Annotated in this window: 13 protein-coding genes; 6 read left to right on the top strand and 7 right to left on the bottom strand. The window is 63.2% G+C overall.

Features of this window, described 5'->3' with window-relative positions; genetic code table 11:
* Nucleotides 1-52: 52 nt before the first annotated feature.
* The 4 genes from C1D09_RS12040 to C1D09_RS12025 all read right to left on the bottom strand — a co-directional run bounded on the left by C1D09_RS12040 (nucleotide 53) and on the right by C1D09_RS12025 (nucleotide 4,765).
* On the bottom strand, nucleotides 53-1,582 hold the full coding sequence (locus C1D09_RS12040; RefSeq protein WP_143974522.1) for a mercuric reductase: 1,530 nt from the start codon (nucleotides 1,580-1,582) through the stop codon (nucleotides 53-55).
* A complete protein-coding gene (locus C1D09_RS12035; RefSeq protein WP_143974521.1) occupies nucleotides 1,572-2,921 on the bottom strand; it encodes a glucoamylase family protein in 1,350 nt (449 codons plus the stop codon). The genes C1D09_RS12040 and C1D09_RS12035 overlap by 11 nt, the downstream gene beginning before the upstream one ends.
* Nucleotides 2,922-3,144: 223 nt before the next feature.
* Nucleotides 3,145-3,894, bottom strand: a complete 750-nt coding sequence (locus tag C1D09_RS12030) for an SDR family NAD(P)-dependent oxidoreductase (RefSeq protein ID WP_143974519.1) — start codon at nucleotides 3,892-3,894, stop codon at nucleotides 3,145-3,147.
* A gap of 100 nt (nucleotides 3,895-3,994) precedes the next feature.
* Nucleotides 3,995-4,765, bottom strand: a complete 771-nt coding sequence (locus C1D09_RS12025; protein ID WP_143974517.1) for a helix-turn-helix transcriptional regulator — start codon at nucleotides 4,763-4,765, stop codon at nucleotides 3,995-3,997.
* 110 nt (nucleotides 4,766-4,875) lie between these two features.
* Between C1D09_RS12025 and C1D09_RS12020 the strand changes: the two genes are divergently transcribed.
* The 5 genes from C1D09_RS12020 to C1D09_RS12000 all read left to right on the top strand — a co-directional run bounded on the left by C1D09_RS12020 (nucleotide 4,876) and on the right by C1D09_RS12000 (nucleotide 12,265).
* Nucleotides 4,876-7,017 (top strand): hydantoinase/oxoprolinase family protein, encoded by a 2,142-nt coding sequence (locus C1D09_RS12020; RefSeq protein ID WP_143974513.1) that lies wholly within the window; start codon nucleotides 4,876-4,878, stop codon nucleotides 7,015-7,017.
* Nucleotides 7,018-7,031: 14 nt separating this feature from the next.
* Complete coding sequence (locus C1D09_RS12015; RefSeq protein WP_143974512.1) at nucleotides 7,032-9,236, top strand: hydantoinase B/oxoprolinase family protein; 2,205 nt, start codon at nucleotides 7,032-7,034, stop codon at nucleotides 9,234-9,236.
* Nucleotides 9,233-9,718: an acetone carboxylase subunit gamma gene (locus C1D09_RS12010; protein ID WP_143974511.1), complete on the top strand. Its 486-nt coding sequence runs from the start codon at nucleotides 9,233-9,235 to the stop codon at nucleotides 9,716-9,718. The genes C1D09_RS12015 and C1D09_RS12010 overlap by 4 nt, the downstream gene beginning before the upstream one ends.
* A 70-nt stretch (nucleotides 9,719-9,788) precedes the next feature.
* Entirely contained in the window at nucleotides 9,789-10,616 is an 828-nt protein-coding gene (locus tag C1D09_RS12005) for an SDR family NAD(P)-dependent oxidoreductase (RefSeq protein ID WP_143974510.1), read from the top strand.
* Nucleotides 10,617-10,951: 335 nt separating this feature from the next.
* Nucleotides 10,952-12,265, top strand: coding sequence for an O-antigen ligase family protein (locus C1D09_RS12000; RefSeq protein WP_143974509.1), 1,314 nt, complete (start codon nucleotides 10,952-10,954; stop codon nucleotides 12,263-12,265).
* A 281-nt stretch (nucleotides 12,266-12,546) separates the two neighbouring features.
* Here C1D09_RS12000 and C1D09_RS11995 read toward each other — a convergent pair whose 3' ends face one another.
* Together C1D09_RS11995 and C1D09_RS11990 are read right to left on the bottom strand one after the other, a co-directional pair.
* Nucleotides 12,547-13,806, bottom strand: coding sequence for a polysaccharide biosynthesis/export family protein (locus C1D09_RS11995; protein ID WP_167514574.1), 1,260 nt, complete (start codon nucleotides 13,804-13,806; stop codon nucleotides 12,547-12,549).
* A gap of 84 nt (nucleotides 13,807-13,890) precedes the next feature.
* Nucleotides 13,891-14,568: a sugar transferase gene (locus C1D09_RS11990; RefSeq protein ID WP_143974506.1), complete on the bottom strand. Its 678-nt coding sequence runs from the start codon at nucleotides 14,566-14,568 to the stop codon at nucleotides 13,891-13,893.
* Between the two features lie 600 nt (nucleotides 14,569-15,168).
* Between C1D09_RS11990 and C1D09_RS11985 the strand changes: the two genes are divergently transcribed.
* Entirely contained in the window at nucleotides 15,169-15,444 is a 276-nt protein-coding gene (locus C1D09_RS11985) for an exopolysaccharide production repressor exox (RefSeq protein WP_143974504.1), read from the top strand.
* Nucleotides 15,445-15,467: 23 nt separating this feature from the next.
* Here the strand turns inward: C1D09_RS11985 and C1D09_RS11980 are convergent, their stop codons facing one another.
* Nucleotides 15,468-17,309, bottom strand: coding sequence for an ABC transporter ATP-binding protein (locus C1D09_RS11980; protein WP_143974502.1), 1,842 nt, complete (start codon nucleotides 17,307-17,309; stop codon nucleotides 15,468-15,470).
* Nucleotides 17,310-17,313: the final 4 nt, after the last annotated feature.

The following is a 17,313-nucleotide window of genomic DNA, read 5'->3' as shown; positions in this document are numbered from 1 at the left end:
CTGTATATTCTGAATACCGCCGCGCCCTCGAGTCCTCGGCGCGCGGCCGGGCTCATCGCCTCGACCAGGCCAGCCAGCGCGCCGCCAGACGCCTGCGCAAGGAGGTGAACCGGGTTCGCCTGTAGGCGTCGCCCGCCATCTTGATGCCTTGTGCCTGCGTCGGGAAGGGATGGATGACGTCGGCCAGGGCGTGCAATCCCATGCCCGACCTTATGGCAAGCGTCACCGCATTGATCATCTCGCCGGCATGGCTGGCGACGACCGTCGCCCCCAGGATGCGGTCGGATCCCTCCCGGACATGGATCTTGACGAACCCTTCTTCCTCGCCGTCCATCACGGCGCGGGCGACGTCATGCATCAGCACCGTATAGGTCTTGACCGGAATGCCGTTCTGCCGCGCCTCGATGGGATAGAGCCCGACATGGGCGATCTCCGGATCGGTATAGGTGCACCAGGGAACGACGAGGTCGCTGAGCCTTTCGCGCCCGCGAAACAGGGCATTGCGCACGACGATGCGTGCCGTTGCCTCGGCGGTATGGGTGAACTTGTATTCCAGGCACACATCGCCCGCCGCGTAGATGTGCGCATTGGTGGTCCTCAGGTGATCGTCGACCTTGATGCCGCCGGCGTCATACACCACCCCGGCCTCTTCCAGGCCGAGACCCCTGACATTCGGGGAACGCCCGACGCCGGTGATGATCTCGTCGACGGAGATCGTTGTCGTGTCGCCGTCCCGCAAAAGGTCGGCGAGCTTCTTGCCGCCTTCCGCGCGCACCGCCACCACCTCGGTGTTCAGGCGCACCTCAACCCCCTCGCGCGCCAGCGCGTCCGAGAGGATCTGCGCGGCGTCGCGTTCTTCGCCAGGCAGGAACATCGGATCGTTCTGCGCCAGGATGACCTTCGCGCCGAGCAGGCAGAAGGCCTGCGCAGCCTCGCAGCCAAGCGGCCCGCCGCCGATGACCAGGAGCCGCTCGGGACGTTGCGTGAGGTTGAACATGCTCTCATTGTCGAGATAGCCGGCCTCGGCAAGTCCAGGGATCGCCGGCCCGCTCGGATGCGCGCCGGTCGCGACCAGGGCCTTCTTGAAATGCAGTGTCTTGCCGTCGACTTCAACTGTGTCGGGTCCGCCAAACCGCGCGTCACCGAAATAGAGGTCGATGCCTTCGGCCGCGATGACTGCGGCCGAATCGGCGCGGCTGAGCCGCTGCCGGATCTGCCGCATCCGCATCATGGCCCGTTCGAAGTCGACCGGAAGACGGCCCGGGCTGTCGCCGCCGAAATTCTCGGCATCGCGCATGTCGGCATAAAGCCTGGCCGTGCGGATGATCGACTTCGAGGGGATGCCGCCGACATTGACGCAGGCGCCACCGATCAGCCCGCGTTCGATCAACGCAACTTTCGCGCCAAGGCTTGCCGCGTCACGCGCCGCGGTCAGCCCGGCTGGTCCGGCGCCGATGATGACGAGATTGTAGGGGCCGTCGGGCGTAGGGTTCTTCCAGTGCGGCGGATGCGCGCTCCGGACCAGTTCGACGTCGTTGCGGTCGACCGGGAAGGTGGTCGCCTTTGTCTGTTCACGCGCCATCGTAGGCTCCCGATGCGGAGCCTGCCGACTGTGCCAGCCATCCGCCGGTGAAACCCGCTTTCTCCAGGCCGCGGCGGATGTGCCGATTGGAGCGCATCAACTCCCAGATCAGGCGCGAGCGATGGTTCTCGATCATCATCACCACAATGCCCTGGTCCAGCCCGTAATGGCCTTCCGACACCCAGCCGTTGCCGCCGAATTTTCGCCGGTTGGCCAAGGTCGGATTGAAGCCGCTCGGCAGGCGGAAATTGTCGCTCACTTGCGGATAACGCTCGCCCAGATGACGCATGGCGGCCAGGCAGATGTCAGGCGCGAAAGGCAGCGACGCTGGATAGGACCATGGCGCGATCGTCCCGTCGTCCGGCCCGAACGGTGCGCCGCGCGCGGCATAGCCAGAAAACCGGTGCCTCCGTCGCTCCACGCTGGCGCGGAACCCGCCAGGCCCGTCCCCCGCCGAAAGGCCCCAAAGGTTCTCGCCATAGCCGTCGAAGCCATACGGGTTGTGACGGGCATAATCGCGGTGGAGATAGGTCGAGCGGCGGCTGTTTTCGAAATAGTCCGAATTTTTCTCGCGCATGAAAGCGTCGCGGATGCCGGCGAAATCGATCCAGGCATGCGAGAATTGGTGCATGAACAGCGGACCGCCATAGAGCACGTCATGGCCGTAGATGTTCTCCCACTGGTAGGTCGCCGTCCAGGCTTCGTAACTGTCGTCGGAAGTCGGGCTGTCCGGCGAGGCCATCGACAGCACATAGAGGATGGTCGCCTCGTTATAGCCTTCCCAGCCATAGTGTAGAAAACCGCTCTTCGGCTTCCAGCCTTGCCGCAAGGTCGGGCTGCTGCCTTGCGCCCAGCGCCAGTCGACGCGCCGGTAGAGCGCTTCGGCCAATTGCCGGATTTCGGTTTCCTTATCGTCCCCGCCGGAGAAATAGGCGCCGGCCACCAATATGCCGGCCATCAGCAAGGCGGTATCCACCATCGACAGCTCGCAGCGCCAGACGCGCAGCCCGGTGCGCATGTCGAGGAAGTGGTAGTAGAAGCCCTTGTGGCCGGTGACGTCATTACCACCGTTTTGCGGGCTGGCCGAGAAGAAGCGCAGCGCCGCAAGCGTGAGCTCCACCGCCGCCGCGCGCGTCATCCAGCCGCGTTCGACGCCGATCGGATAGCAGGAGAGGGCGAAACCGACGACAGCGATGCTGGCCGGCGAATTCGGCCGCGATGTATCGGCGACCAACCCGTTGTCGGGGTTCACATTCTCCAGAAAATAGCCGAAGGCCGCGCGCTGATAGCGGTCCACAAGTTCGTCATCGGACAGCGCTGCAGGCTCTGCTTCAGGCAAGCGATACAATCTCCAGCCTGGTGGCCGCGACCGCCGTCGATCGCGTGGGACCGGCACGGCGGCCGTGGGTCATCGCCAAACTGTCGCGTCGTGTCATGGCTTTCCTCAAACCCTGTTTTCGCCCATACAGACGTCAGCGACTATACGCGTGTCCAGTTGCGATCGTTGCCTCGTCACGCGGATTTGTAGTCGCACCGGCCAATGTGGGAATGTTCCGGCCGGATCAATACGTGGCGCGACCGCCGGAAACGTCGAAGACGGCGGCGGTCGTGAACGAGCATTCCTCCGAGGCGATCCAGCAGATCAGCGCCGCCACTTCCTCGACCTCGCCAAAGCGCGCCATCGGAATCTTGGACAGCATGAAGTCGATGTGCTCCTGGCTCATCTGCTTGAAGATCGCCGTGCGCACTGCCGCCGGCGTCACGCAATTCACCGTCACCTTGGTCTTGGCCAGTTCCTTGCCGAGCGACTTGGTCAGCCCGATCACGGCGGCTTTGGACGTGCTGTAGGCGGAAGCGTTGGGATTGCCTTCCTTGCCGGCGATCGAGGCGATGTTGACGATGCGGCCATAATTGCGCTCGAGCATGTGCGGCACCAGCGCCTTGTTGCAGTAGAAGACCCCGTTGATGTTGATGTCGATGACCTTCTGCCAGTCCTCGGTCGAATAGGCCCAGGTCGTCATGTTCGGTCCGGTGATGGCCGCGCTGGTCACCAGTATGTCGACGCCGTCAAGGGTTTCGATCGTCCTTGCGGCGGCGCCCTCGACGCCGGCGGCATCGGCGACGTCAATGGCGACACCATGCAGGCCAGGGATGAGCGTTTTCGCCTGTTCGATCTGGGCCGGATCGCGGTCCCAGACGCAGACGCGTCCGCCTTCCTCGACAATCCGTTGCGCGACAGCGAGGCCGATGCCCGAGGCTCCGCCGGTGATGACAGCTGACCGGCCAGCGAAGCGTCCCGCAAAGTTCGGCATCTGGTTCCTCCCAATCGGTGGCGAATGTGAAGTCAACGGCAACCAAATTCAAGGCGGGATCGGGCTCGCCGAACGGGATATTGGTAGGCCAGCAGGCCCGCTATCGGTGCTGAAAGAACTGCAGGAACAGCTCCCGCTCGGTGGTGATGTCGAGCTTCTCGTAGATGCGCCTGCGATGGTTCTTGACGGTGCCGACGGTGATGTCGAGACGCTGGGCGATGGTGGCGGTCGGATGGCCGGCGAGGATCAACTGCACCAGTTCCCGCTCGCGCAGCGACAGTTCCGGCCAGAGGCTCGTCGGGATGGTCGGCTTCTGCTGCGGTGAAGCGCCGGGGCCGGTCGGGGCCGAGGTGCGCGAAAAGTCGCTGCCGCGCGCCGTGATGTCGAGCGCATGCAGCGCCTCGAACACCGGCAGCCGCTCCTCCAAGAGGGCGATCTCGCTGTCCTTGAACGAACGGGTCGAGCGGTCGAGGAAGATGCCGAGACACCAGTCGCCGCCATCGGACAGCATGATGCCGACCTCGTCGCAGATTTCCGACTGCGCCAGGAAGCCGGCTATGTACTGGCCGCGCCTGGCTTCTTCGTCGGCCAGCCGCTTGAGCGGCAGGATGCCGAGACGGCGCTCGCGTCGCCACGAGGCATAGAACGGGTCGAAGACGTAGTAATTGTCGAGATAGCGCCGCACCATCTCGTCCGAGAAGCGCCGGTGCTTGACGAATTCGGGCGTCTTGGTCGCCGAGTAGCGGGTGACTGTCACCAGGTCGTGCGCGATGTCCGCTCCGATCAGGTCGATCAGGCAGTCGACATGCCGGTCGGTGCCGGTGGCGGCGATCGCCCTGGCCAGCGGCGCCCAGATGTTGCCCATGCGCATGCCCTTTTCTCGGCGAACCGCGCCGCGCAGTCATTGTGTCTTTAGGCATATGGCGCGATCCGCACGATCGAATCTAGCCTGCGGTCATTCTCGAACAGGGAAGGCGACCCGTGGACCAGATCACCACCAATCCCATAGTCATCGGCATCGACGCCGGCGGCACCATGACCGACACGATCCTCGTCGATCAGGACGGCCACTTCAAGATAGGCAAGTCGGCGACCACGCCGAAGAACGAGGCCGAGGGTTTCCTAGCCTCGGCCGAGGACGCGGCCGACGCCTGGGGGGTCTCGCTGGAGCAGCTGTTCTCCGGCGTCAACGTCGTGCTCTATTCCGGCACCGGCATGCTCAACACATTGTTGTCGCGCACCGGCCGTCGCCTCGGCCTCATCACCACCAAGGGCCTGGAGGACATGATCCTGATGGGCCGTGGCCTGCAGGCCTGGGCGGACTATTCCTATGCCGACCGGCTGCACGCGGTGACGCATGCCCACCCGGAGCCCCTCGTCCCGCGCAGGCGCACCCATGGCGTCACCGAGCGCATCGACCAGTTCGGCGACGTCATCCTGCCGCTCTACGAGCACGAGGTCGCCGCCGCCGCCAGGAAGCTGATCGCCGACAAGGTCGAGGCGATCTGCATCATGTCGATCTTCTCGCACGTCAATCCCGTGCACGAGAAGCGCATCGCCGAGATCTGCCGCGAGGAGATCGCCAAGGCCGGCGCCGACATCCTCGTCTACGCCAGCCACGAGGTCCGCCCCGTCATCCGCGAGCAGTCGCGGCTGAACTCGGTGCTGATCGAGGCCTATGCCACCTCGCGCGGCCGCAGGCAGCTGAAGGGCATCGAGGACGTCTCCAAGAAATATGGCTTCAAATATGGCGTGCAGACGCTGCTCTCGTTTGGCGGCCTGACCTCTATCAACCATCCGCGTCTGCATGAGACCATGATCTCCGGTCCGATCGGCGGCATCCTGGGCGCGGCCTATGTCGGCAAGCTGATCGGCAACGACTCGCTGATCTGCTCGGATATGGGCGGCACCTCCTTCGACATGGGTGTCATCACCCGCGGCCAGACGCGGATCGAGAACGAACCGCTGATGGACCGCTTCAAGCTCAACGTGCCGACGCTGCATCTCGACACGATCGGCGCCGGCGCCGGCATGATCCTCAAGGTCGACCCGCTGACCAGGAAAGTCTCGCTCGGGCCGGAAAGCGCCGGTTCCGACCCCGGCCCGATCTGCTTCGCCAAGGGCGGCACCGAACCGACCATCGCCGATTGCGACGCCATCCTCGGCCGCCTCAACCCGCATTATTTCCTCGGCGGCAAGGTTGTGCTGCAGGTCGAGAAGGCGAGGATAGCCTTCGAGGAAAAATGCTCGCGCCTGCTTGGCGTGGGAGTGGAGGAAGCCGCGGAAGGCATGATCGACATGCTGGAGGCCGACGCCAACAACGCGCTGCGCCGCGTCATTTCCGGCCAGGGCATCCACCCCTCGGAATTCACGCTGCTCTCCTATGGCGGTTCCGGCCCGCTGCATCTCGCCGGCTGCTCCAGGGGCATCGGCTTCAAGGACATCATCACCTTCCAGTTCGCCGCCGCCTTCTCGGCCTTCGGCTGCACCACCGCCGACTTCATGCGCCGCCACTCCGTGTCGACGCAGCACGACATCGGTGCGCGGGCCAGCGACGACGAGCTGCTCGCCTTCGGCAAGAAGGTCACCGCCGTCTGGGACGACCTCACCAAGGCGGCGGTCGACGAGATGATCGAAGACGGCCATGCGCGCGAAAAGATCAAGACCGTGCCGTTCCTGATGATGCGCTACACCGGCCAGCTGGAGGACGTCGAGGTGATGGCGCCGCTGCCGGCCCTCCAATCGGCCGATGACATGCGCAGGGTCATCGACGAATTCGAGGCGGTCTATGCCAAGGTCAACCATCGCGTTTCGCGCTATGGCGAAGCCGGCTTCTCCATCACCGAGCTTGGCCTCATCGCCACCGCCGACAAGGTCAAGCCGGTGCTGCTCAAGCGTCCGCTTGGCAAGTCGGATCCGTCATCCGCCCACAAGGGCGTGCGCGAGGCCTATATTGGCGGTCGCTGGCACAAGGCCAATCTCTACGAGATGGACGTTCTGCAGCCCGGTCACGAGGTCATCGGCCCGGCCATCATCGAACATCCCGCCACCACGCTCGTCGTTCATCCGCAGGACTGTGTCCATGTCGATGAATGGACGCTGCTGCACTACACCCACGCTTGAGAAGGGCTAACGCCATGCTGGACAAACCCGCCTCCGCGCTCCGCATCCGCGAACGGCTGATCGAATCCGAACGGCTCATGGAGGAGACCGGCTGCTATGACGGCATCACCGAATTGCAGCTTCGCAACCAGGATCCCCTGAAATTCGAGACGCTACACACCAAGCTTCGCGCCTATTGCGTCTCGGCGCGCGAAATGGCCCGCCGCATCTCGGCTTCGCCGGGCGTGCGCGAGGTCGGCGAAATGGTCGTCGCCATCTACACGCCGGAAGGCGATGCGATCGCGCTCTCCAACGGCATCATGGTGCATGTGCACACGATGAGCCGCTTCATCAAATGGATGATCCGCAACGGCTACGAGGAAAACCCTTGCATCCGCGACGGCGACATCTTCGCCAACAACGATGCCTTCATCGGCACCGTGCAGGTGCCCGACGTCATGGATGTTGTGCCGATCTTCCATTCCGGAACGCTGGTCGGCTGGGCGGGCGCGGTCTGCCATGAGCTCGAGGCCGGCGGCATCACCCCCGGCGGCGACGTGGCGCTGGCGCAGGAGCGCTTCACCGAGGGCCTGTTCGTGTGCGCCGAAAAGATCGGCGAGAACGACGAGATCCGTCGCGACTATGTCATCCGCTGCGAACGCAATTTGCGCATGCCGATCTATTGGGTGCTCGACGAGAAGGCCAAGGTCGCCTCCTGCATCGACATGCGCGAGAGCGTCAAGGCGCTGATCGACGAGATCGGCCTGGACTACTGGATGCAGGTGTCGAAGGAATTCATCGAGGAGGGCCGCCGCGCCCAACTCGCCCGCACGCGCCAGCTGACGGTGCCCGGCATCTATCGCGGCCACACTTTCTACGGCCATGTCACCGCGGGCAAACCGGGTTATCAGCCGCTCGGCGATCCCGACTGGCTCTACAACATGCCCATCGAGATGGAGATCACCACCGACGGCAAGATCATCATGGATTTCGAGGGCACGCAGCCCTGGGGCTACCATTCGATGAACTGCACGCCGGCCGGCATGGATGGCGGCATGTTCGTGACCTTGACCCAGCACATGAATTTCGAAGGCCTGGTCAATGACGGCGCCTGGATGGCGACCGAGCTGAAACTGCCGCACGGTACATGGACCAATCCGGACAATGAGATGGTGGCGACCGCCACCTCATGGGCTCTGCTGCTGCCGGCCTACGGCGTGTTCCAGCGGCTGTTGTCGCGCGCCTTCATCGGCCGCGGCTTCGTCGAGGAAGCCTTCGTCGGCCAGGTCAACAGCCCGATGATCGAGATGGGCGGCACCAGCCAGTACGGCAAGCTGTTCGGCATGGCGCATTTCGAGTGCGCGGCCGCCGGCTCCGGCGCGCTGGCGATCAAGGATGGGCTCGACACCGCCTATGTCGGCTGGAACCCCGAATCCGACATGGGCAATATCGAGATCTGGGAACAGAACATGCCGATGGTCTATATCGGCCGCTCGATCGTTCCCAATTCCGGCGGCGCCGGCAAATATCGCGGCGGCTGCTCCTTCGTCTCGACCTGGCTGGTCAGCAAGACCGACCATCTCAGGCTGGTTACATCGGAGCATTCCTCCCGCGTGTTCGACAATGGCGGCATGTGCGGCGGCTATCCGGCGCCGACCTGCCAGAAGCACCGCGCCGTGCGCAATTCCAACATCTTCGAACTCGCCGAAAAACGGGCGCCGCTGGCGCATCACACCGGCACCAACCCACATCGCTCGGAACTCGAACTGCGGCTGCAGGGCGAGCATGTGACGATGGAAGGTCCCTACATCACCGCCCCGCACAAGGCCGGCGACGTCTTCACGCACTCCTACAATGGCGGCGGCGGTTATGGCGACGTGCTGGAGCGCGATCCGGTCAAGACGGCGGCGGATGTCGAGAATGGCTATCTGACCAAGGAAGCGGCCGAGGGTATCTTCGGCATCATGCTGGATGAGGATGAGGCCGGCTATCCGGTCGCCAACATCGAGGCCACCAAGCGCCACCGCGCCGAAATGCGCGCCAAGCGGCTGGCCAAGGCACGGCCGGTCTCGGAATGGATCGCCACCGAACGCGGCCGTGTCGAGACGGCCGACTTCGCCCCCGAGGTGAAGAAAATGTATGCCAGCGCGATCAAGCTATCGTCGCGCTTCACCAGGGAATTCAGCGATTTCTGGAACGTCGACGCCAAATCGATCTTCATGCCGGGAGCAAAGCCATGACCTCGTACAGCAAGGAGGTCATCTCCGATCTGGTCGCGGGCACGCTGCCTTGGCCGCAGACACGCCGCGTCATGAGCGCCTACAAGGATGACGACCGCTTCTTCAAATACGTCGCGGTGCTGCAGGACCGTGTCGGCTGGAAGGACCCGATCCTGCTGCCGGTCTCGGATCACCTCTTCATCTGCCAGAGCGGCGACGAGCGCGTGACCCGCTGCGAATGCGGCCACTCCTTCGGCGACTATCGCAAGAACTGGAAGCTCAAGGCTTCGATCATCGTGCGCAACACCGAGGAGGCGCTGCGCGAAATCTATCCCAACAGCGATATCCCCGATCCGCAATGGATGGAGCTGCGCGAATTCATCTGCCCTCGGTGCGGCACCATGCACGAGGTGGAAGCGGCTGCCCCCGGCTATCCCATCGTGCACGATTTCCAGCCCGATCTCGAAGGCTTCTATCGCGAATGGCTAGGCAAGCCGCTCTAGGGGAAGGTGAAGCGCGTCGACAAATACTCCGGAACCTGATTGCCTGCCTCAACCAAGGGAGAAGCGCGCGATGACAAACCTTGCAGGGCGCGGTGCAATCGTCACCGGCGGCTTTTCCGGCATGGGCTTCGCCATTGCCATGGCCTTGGCTGAAGCCGGCGCCAACGTCGCCGTCGGCTCCTATATCGCGGCGGCGGGGGCCGACGGATTTGACGCCGCCTATTATCCCGGCGTCGACGAAATCGAGCGCGTTCGGTCGGCCCTGTCGGCCCATGGCACCAGGGTGCACGCTGCTCACCTCGATGTCCGTGACAGCGAGGTCACCAACCGTTTCGTGGCGCAAGCCGAAGCCGCCATCGGCCGTGCCGATATCCTGGTAAACGCGGCCGGCACCACCGCCGAGCAACCGGTCTGCGGACATTCCGACGCACTGTGGGACAAGATCGTCGACACCAATTTGAACGGCGCCTTCCGCGCCACCCGTGCCGTGCTTCCCGGCATGATCGAGCGCGGCTGGGGCCGCATCGTCAACATCGGCTCGACCGCGGCCTCCGTCGGCTGGAAGGACAACCCCGCCTACTGCGCCTCCAAGGCCGGCCTGCTTGGCTTGACCCGTTGCGTGGCGCTGGAGGGGGCGGCGCATGGCGTCACCTGCGTCATGATCAGCCCGACCTGGGTCGAGACCGAACTGATGCGCCGCAACGTGGCGCAGGTCGTCGAGCGCGAGGGCAAGGGACGCACCGCGCAGCAAGCGATGGCCGAGATCGCCAGCGGCAACCCGCAGCAGCGCATCGTGCAGCCGCTGGAGATCGCCGCACTGGCGGTGTTCCTGTGCTCGGATCTGGCCAAGGGCATCACCATGGAAAACATCCAGATCACCGGCGGAGCACTGTGGTAGCGTTCTCGTTGCTGATCCAGGCGGCTGTCGCGGGGCGAGCCACCGGCTGCTGGCTCCCCGTTCGCCAGAGCAATCCCAAGCAATGTGTGAACGGTCTTCCGTCCGGAATTGCGTCAAAACAAAGAGTTAGGGCGGTTCGCCGTTTCCGTGAAACGGTGAACGGCTCTGATGTAAGACAAGGTGACCGGATTTGGCATTGAGCATGCGGTGCGATAGGTTATATTGCACTGCACAATGGAGATGCCGTTTATTGCACGCCCCTCTTTGCGGATATGCCGGCTGGCCCGCGGCCTGCCGGGTTTGCTGGTCTTCGGCCGGGCTGACGGGACTCTGAGATGAAAATTCCAAAGTCCCTGCTGGTCGATCCCGAGAAGAATTCGGTCTATGGCGCTTTTGCCGTTGCCGTCTCGATCTGGGCGTTCTCCTATTCCGTCATTTTCGGCCAGGTGCTGATCCTGGCCTACTACGCCGTCTGGCTTCCGCTCATCCTGGTCGACTACCGGCGCTTTCTGCGGCAGCTCTCCAGTGCCTGGCTGCCGCTGCTGTTCGCGGCCTATGTCTGTTTCTCCATCTTCTGGTCGCAGGCGCCCGGCGTCACCGCCAGAACGGCGGTCCAGTACCTGTCCCACATCGCCTGTGCCTATGTCGCGGCGCGCACCGTCAGCGTGCGAACCCTGACGCTCGGCGCCCTGGTCGGGATCTTCTTCGTCATGCTCTATTCGCTCAAGGTCGGGGCCTATTCCGAGGACGTCCTTGACGGCACCTACAATTTCGTCGGCGCATTTGCTTCCAAGAACCAGATCGGCTTCGTCGGCTCGCTCGGCATCTATTTCTCCGTGGTGTTCCTCGCTTTCCTGCGGCGGGGCCGGCTGAGTTTCATGCTGACCGTGCCTGTCGTGCTGTTGTCGGCCTACTTGCTGGTCATTTCGCATTCCGCCACGTCGATGGCGTCGATACCGGCGGTTCTGGCGCTGATCGCGCTTCTTGCCATGACCAAGCTTTTGTCACGGCGCTATCGCCGGGTGATCTTCGTGGTCGGCGCCGGCCTGATCGTGGTGGTGGCCTTTGTAGCCCTCAATCTCGGGCTCATGGACTTCGTGCTTGGCCTCTTCGGCAAGGATTCGACCCTCACCGGGCGGACTTATCTGTGGGAGCAGGGCTGGAACACCGCGCAGCGCTCTCCGATCCTCGGTGTCGGTTATGCCGCCTATTGGGTGCAGGGCTTTGCCGAGGCCGAACGGCTGTGGAACGAATTCTACATCACCACCCGCACGGGCTTCCATTTCCACAACACCTATGTCGAGGCGCTTGTCGAACTCGGCTTCACTGGAGCGGTGATGATCTCGCTGATCATGCTGCGCACGCTCTACGGCCATGTCTCGACGGTGATTTTCAGGGCATGGCAGGCCGAATCGGTGGTGCTGTTCGGCGTGATGGTGCTGCTGCTCATCCGCTCCTTCGTCGAGGTCGAGGTCCTCAACCCCTACATTATGGGCTCCTTCCTGATGTATTTCAGCTACTTCAAGCTGGCACGGCTGCCGGTCACCCGCACGCGCTGGTCGCCGGCCTTCGAGCCGGCGGATGCGGAAAGGGGCGAACCGGTCTGGCCCCGGCATGTCGGCCGTCCGGCCGCGGCCGATCCATCATGAGCCCATCCACCTCGCCCAAAGGCGCTTAGTGCCTAGGTAACGAGACATTCCGTCCTTCCGAGGTGGCGCGCTCTGGAGCAATGCCGGGAAAAGTGTGAGCGGTTTCTCGTCCGGCTTTGCGTTAGAACGAAGAGATAGAACGGCTCGCCGTTTCCGTGAAACGGTGAAAGGCTCTATCATTTCGCGGCCTGGATCGCTCATGACAAAACCCCCACCAGGCGGGCCTGGCGGGGGGGTGGAATTCCTTGTGCGATGGAGCGGATCGCGCCGAAGTCCGAGGCCTATTGGCTGGCCAGCGGTGCCAGCTTGACCTTGATCACGTCGCCGGGCAGCACCGGTGTTTCTTCTTTCGCCGCGATTTCGCTGGTCTTGCCGTCGACATTGCGTACCAGCGAATAAAGCAGGGTAGGCTGCTGCCCGTTGGTGATGGCGGCCGTCGTTGCGGGATCGCTGGCCTGGGATATCAGGCCTTTCTGCATATTCACCTTCAGCGCGGCCTCGTTCAGGTCGGCTTCGGTCTGCTGCCTGTCGGCGGCGAGGCTCGAGCTCAACGTGTTCTGGGCATCGATGGCGTCCTGCGTCGCCTTGCTGATCGCCTGCTTGGCGGTGAGGATGGCCGTCTCGTAGTCGAGGATCTTCCCCTGCAGGTCGGTGACGGACTGCTGCGAATCCAGGAGGCGCGCATTGGCGACCAGGCCCTTCTGCGCCAGCGGACCGATGCTGGTGAGCTGCTGCTGCGCCAGGTCGACCTGCTTCTGCTGGTTGACGATCTTCTTCTGCAGCGATTCGATTTCGGCCTGAAGGACACTCTTGAGATCGTCGAGTGCCTCGAGCTTCAGCTTCAGCGCCTTCTGATCGGCTGTCAGGATCGTCATTTCGTCGGCGACGATGGTCGGCAGCCGCGGATCGCCCTCGACCTCTTTCGGCGCTTCGAAACTTGCCTTGCCGGCCAGATCGGCATCGATGCGGGCGCGCCTGACGAGCAGCCGGACGCGCTGGTCGTCGGAGATATCGAAATTGCCCTTGGCGGTGACCAGGTCCTTGCCGAGCTGGGGGCCGTAATCGGCGCTGCGCCTGATGCCGCCGGCGACGCTGATCGCTTTCAGCACCGTCAGTTCGGGCACGAAAGGAAACTGGCCGGGATTCTGCACTTCGCCCGAAATATAGAACGGTCGGAACTGCGCCATCTCGACCGAGGCTTCGGGCTTGTCCGACAGGGCGAGCTTGCGCTGCAGCGCCTCGCCGATTGCCGCCGCGACTTCCGCCGTGGTCCTGCCGGCGGCCGGCAACTCGCCGACGAAAGGCACCGATAGCGTGCCGGCCGGGCCGACCGTGTATTCGCCGTTCACCGCGGACCAGTCGCGGAACGTGCCTTCGACGGTCTGCCATTCGGCGATGCGGATGTTGAGCTTGTCCTGCGAGCCGAGCTGGTATTCGCCTGACATGGCGACCTGGGGAAGAAAAGCGAGCGACATCGCAAGGCAGGTGGCCATAAGCCGAGAGCGGCTCGAAAAGCGGCCGCTGCCAAAGGCTTCGAACATGTCTTTTTTCAACTGAACGTTCCGATCCGTTTTAGCCCCATCGCCCGATGAGCTTGCCGCCGGATGCCTGGTGCCGGCGTCCGGTCAGTAGGAGCCGCGTGACATCCAGACGGCCGGCACGGTCTTGATGATGATGCGCACGTCGCCGAACAGCGACCAGTTCTCGACATAGTGGCGGTCGAAGGCGACGCGGCTGTCGTAAGAGACGTCGTTGCGGCCGCTGACCTGCCACAGGCCGGTCAGGCCGGGCCGCGACTTCAGATAGTAGACGGCGGCGCTGCCGTAGATTTCCAGCTCGTCGCGCACCACCGGGCGAGGCCCGACAAGGCTCATGTCGCCCTGCAGGATGTTGATGATCTGCGGCAATTCGTCGAGGCTGAGCTTGCGCAACACCGCGCCGACACGGGTGACGCGCGGGTCGTTCTTCAGCTTGCGGGTGGCTATCCATTCCGCATTGGCCTCCGTATTGGTGGCGAGATAGGCGGCCAGCACCTTGTCGCCGTCCGGAACCATGGTGCGGAACTTCAGGCACGGAAAAATTCGTCCGCCGCGCCCGATTCGCCGATGGCCGTAGAAAATCGGTCCGCCGTCGGAAAATTTGACCAGCAGCGCTACCATGATGAACAGCGGGCTGAGGGCGATCAGACCAACCAGTGAACCGACAATATCGAAGCTGCGCTTGATGAGGCCGCCGATCGGCGGCGGAAAATCGGTGTCAGCCTGCGAAAAGTCCGCCGTGGCCGACTTGGCAATATCCCTCATGCGGAAACTCCATGCGTGGAACGAATGGTTCACCACACGATACCAAAAAAATGTTGCAGCGCAACACACAATTTCCCGGCCCACTGAAATAGTCGCGTCATGAATTGACTAAATAATAAGCTAGCGACGCACATTTTTCAGGATGCTTAGCACATTTGTGACAATAAATAGGCAGGCATAAAAAAATACGGACCTTTTTGAGGCGAATCTGGGGCAAGGCGTTCTCGGAGGCTCAGAATGGTACATATTAGAGCTTTAGGAAAGCGCGAGGTTCCGGAATATTAACATAAAATACTGCATAATATTCGGAATTGTACTGAAGCGGGCCGGCTGCTTCAGGTTGAGTGAATTGCGGTGGTGTGCGTCGCAGCATGACAGAGTCGATCGCGCAAGCTCAATCAAAAATATGTGCGGTTGCCCTTGCCGCCTTCTGCTCGCCTTAATAGAATTGCAAATTATACCTGTCAGAGTAGCGACAGGTTGAAAGGCCGGAAGCAACCGGCCGATAGCGGGCACCTTTACAAGCCCGCATAACAAGGGACGGCGCTCGGGTGGGGCTATCGTTTGATATAACCCGGGCCGGTTTATGGGCTGTTGGGTATGTCGCTTCCAAGATTCATCGTTGGGATGATTTTCGCTCTTGCAATCGTCGTCGCCTGGTCATGGCTTGGCGGCGCTTCGCTCGGCATGACGCTGATGCGCGTCATCATCTGTGCCGTGATCATCCAGGCCGGCTATTTCGTCCTGGTCTATGCCATGATCGCCAGGAGTGCGCCGACGCAGGCCGACAGGCTGCGCGAAGCTGAGAGAAAGCTGAGTGCGCCCGACGTGGCCGAAGGCGAGAAGCTGGGCAGCGCCCGGCGCAGCCTGCACTAGCGCCTGCAAAGGTATCCGCGGCCTCAGGCCACATCGGCGGGCTCGGTTTCCGATTGCTCTCCCGACAGCATCCTCGACAGCCGGCTCGCCGGCTTCGCCTTCAGCCGCTGATACTGGCCGACTTCCATGATACGGCCGTCTTCTATCGCCACCACCCAGTCGGCGAAGGCGATCATCGATGGCCGGTGCGCGATGGTCAGGATGGTCATCGCACCGCGCAAACCGTCAATCGACCGGGCGATCAGCGACTGATTCTGCCAGTCGAGCGCGCTGGTCGCCTCATCGAGGATGAGCAGCGACGGCTTGCGCAGCAGCGCACGCGCCAGCGCAATGCGCTGGCGCTCGCCGCCGGAGAGCCGCACGCCGCGGTCGCCGACCACCGTCTTGAGCTGCAGGTCGAGCCGTTCGACGAAGTCACCGGCATGCGCGGCGCGCAGCGCGGTCCACAGATCGTCGTCGCTGGCCTGCGGGGCGGCAAGGCGCAGGTTCGCCGCGATCGTGTCATGCAGCAGGAACACGTCCTGCGGCACATAGGCCACTTGATCACGCCAGCGCCGGCGATTGCTGGCATCGATCTCGACGCCGTCTACCAGGATCTTGCCGGCGGTCGGCTCGAGCAGGCCGAGCAGCATGTCGGCGATCGTGCTCTTGCCCGATCCCGAAGGGCCGATCAGGGCTGTGACCTTGCCGGCAGGCAGGCCGAAGGTGATGTCGCTTACCACCGTCTTGGAGCCGTCGTCGTAGCCGAAGGAGACGCCGCGAATGTTCAGCCCGGTATCGAGCGACAGCTTGCCGGCATCCCCGGATCCGACATGGCCCGGTTCGCGCTCGGCGTCGAAACGGGCCTGCAGGCTGCGCATGGCCGTATAGGCGGGCAGGTTGATCAGCACCTGCTGGGCCTGGGTCTGCATGTCCATGAAGCGCGGCGCGATGCGCATGAAGACGAGGAGCAGCACGACGATCTCGGCCAGCGACAGGTTGAAGCGGACCAGCGCCACATAGATGAACAGGCTGAGACCCACGACGCTTGCCACCTGAAACACCGCGGTGCCGATCGAACTGTTGCGTACATAGTCGATGTTGTCGGACTTCATCGTTTCCAGCGTCTGCTGCAACTGCGCGAAATAGCTGGCCTCGACATTCAGGCTCTTGGCCACCTTGATGCCGCCGAGGAACTCCGAGACCGTGCGGTACTGATCCTGGCGATTGCTGGTCAGGACACGCCCGAAAGCGGTGGCGCGCGCGCGAAACGGCTGCAGCGCTATGAACATCACGATGCCGATGACGATCGCAAACGCCGTCATCACCGGCGAGATGAACATGGAGATCACGAGATAGCCCACCAAAAGCACCGCGATCTGCACCAGCATCAAAAGCGAGAAGGCGGCGCCCTGGACGCGATCGATGTCGCCGGTCAGGGCATGGTCGAGATCGGAGCCGCGCATGCGCGAGAACACGCCCCAGCGCGCCTTGCCGATGCTCTCGAACAGGTTCATGCGCAAACGGTTGATGAAGTCGAAGAGAAGCCTGGCCATGTAGACCGACTTGAAGCGGTTGAACGCCGCCTGCACGGCAACGAGCCCGACCAGCGCGCACAGAACCGTCGTCAGTTGCAGCGTTCCCTCGGGCACCAGCCAGCGCACGAGATCATTGTTCGGCAAGCGGACCGCGAAATCCTGGTCGGCGCGCCCGACCAGATGCAGCAGCGGCACAAGCAGCAGGATCGAAATGCCTTCCGTCAGGCTGCCGAGGATCAGGAACAGCAGCGCCGTCCAGGTCCGCCGCCCGCCGATCTGGGCGATGACGGCGCCGAACGTGGCGACATCGCGAAACAGCGACAGGCGGAGGATCGAGGACTTGGACATGATT

It is taken from the genome of Mesorhizobium intechi (assembly GCF_002879535.1).
GTDB lineage: Bacteria > Pseudomonadota > Alphaproteobacteria > Rhizobiales > Rhizobiaceae > Mesorhizobium > Mesorhizobium intechi.
This window is presented reverse-complemented; position numbering and strand designations above follow the sequence as displayed.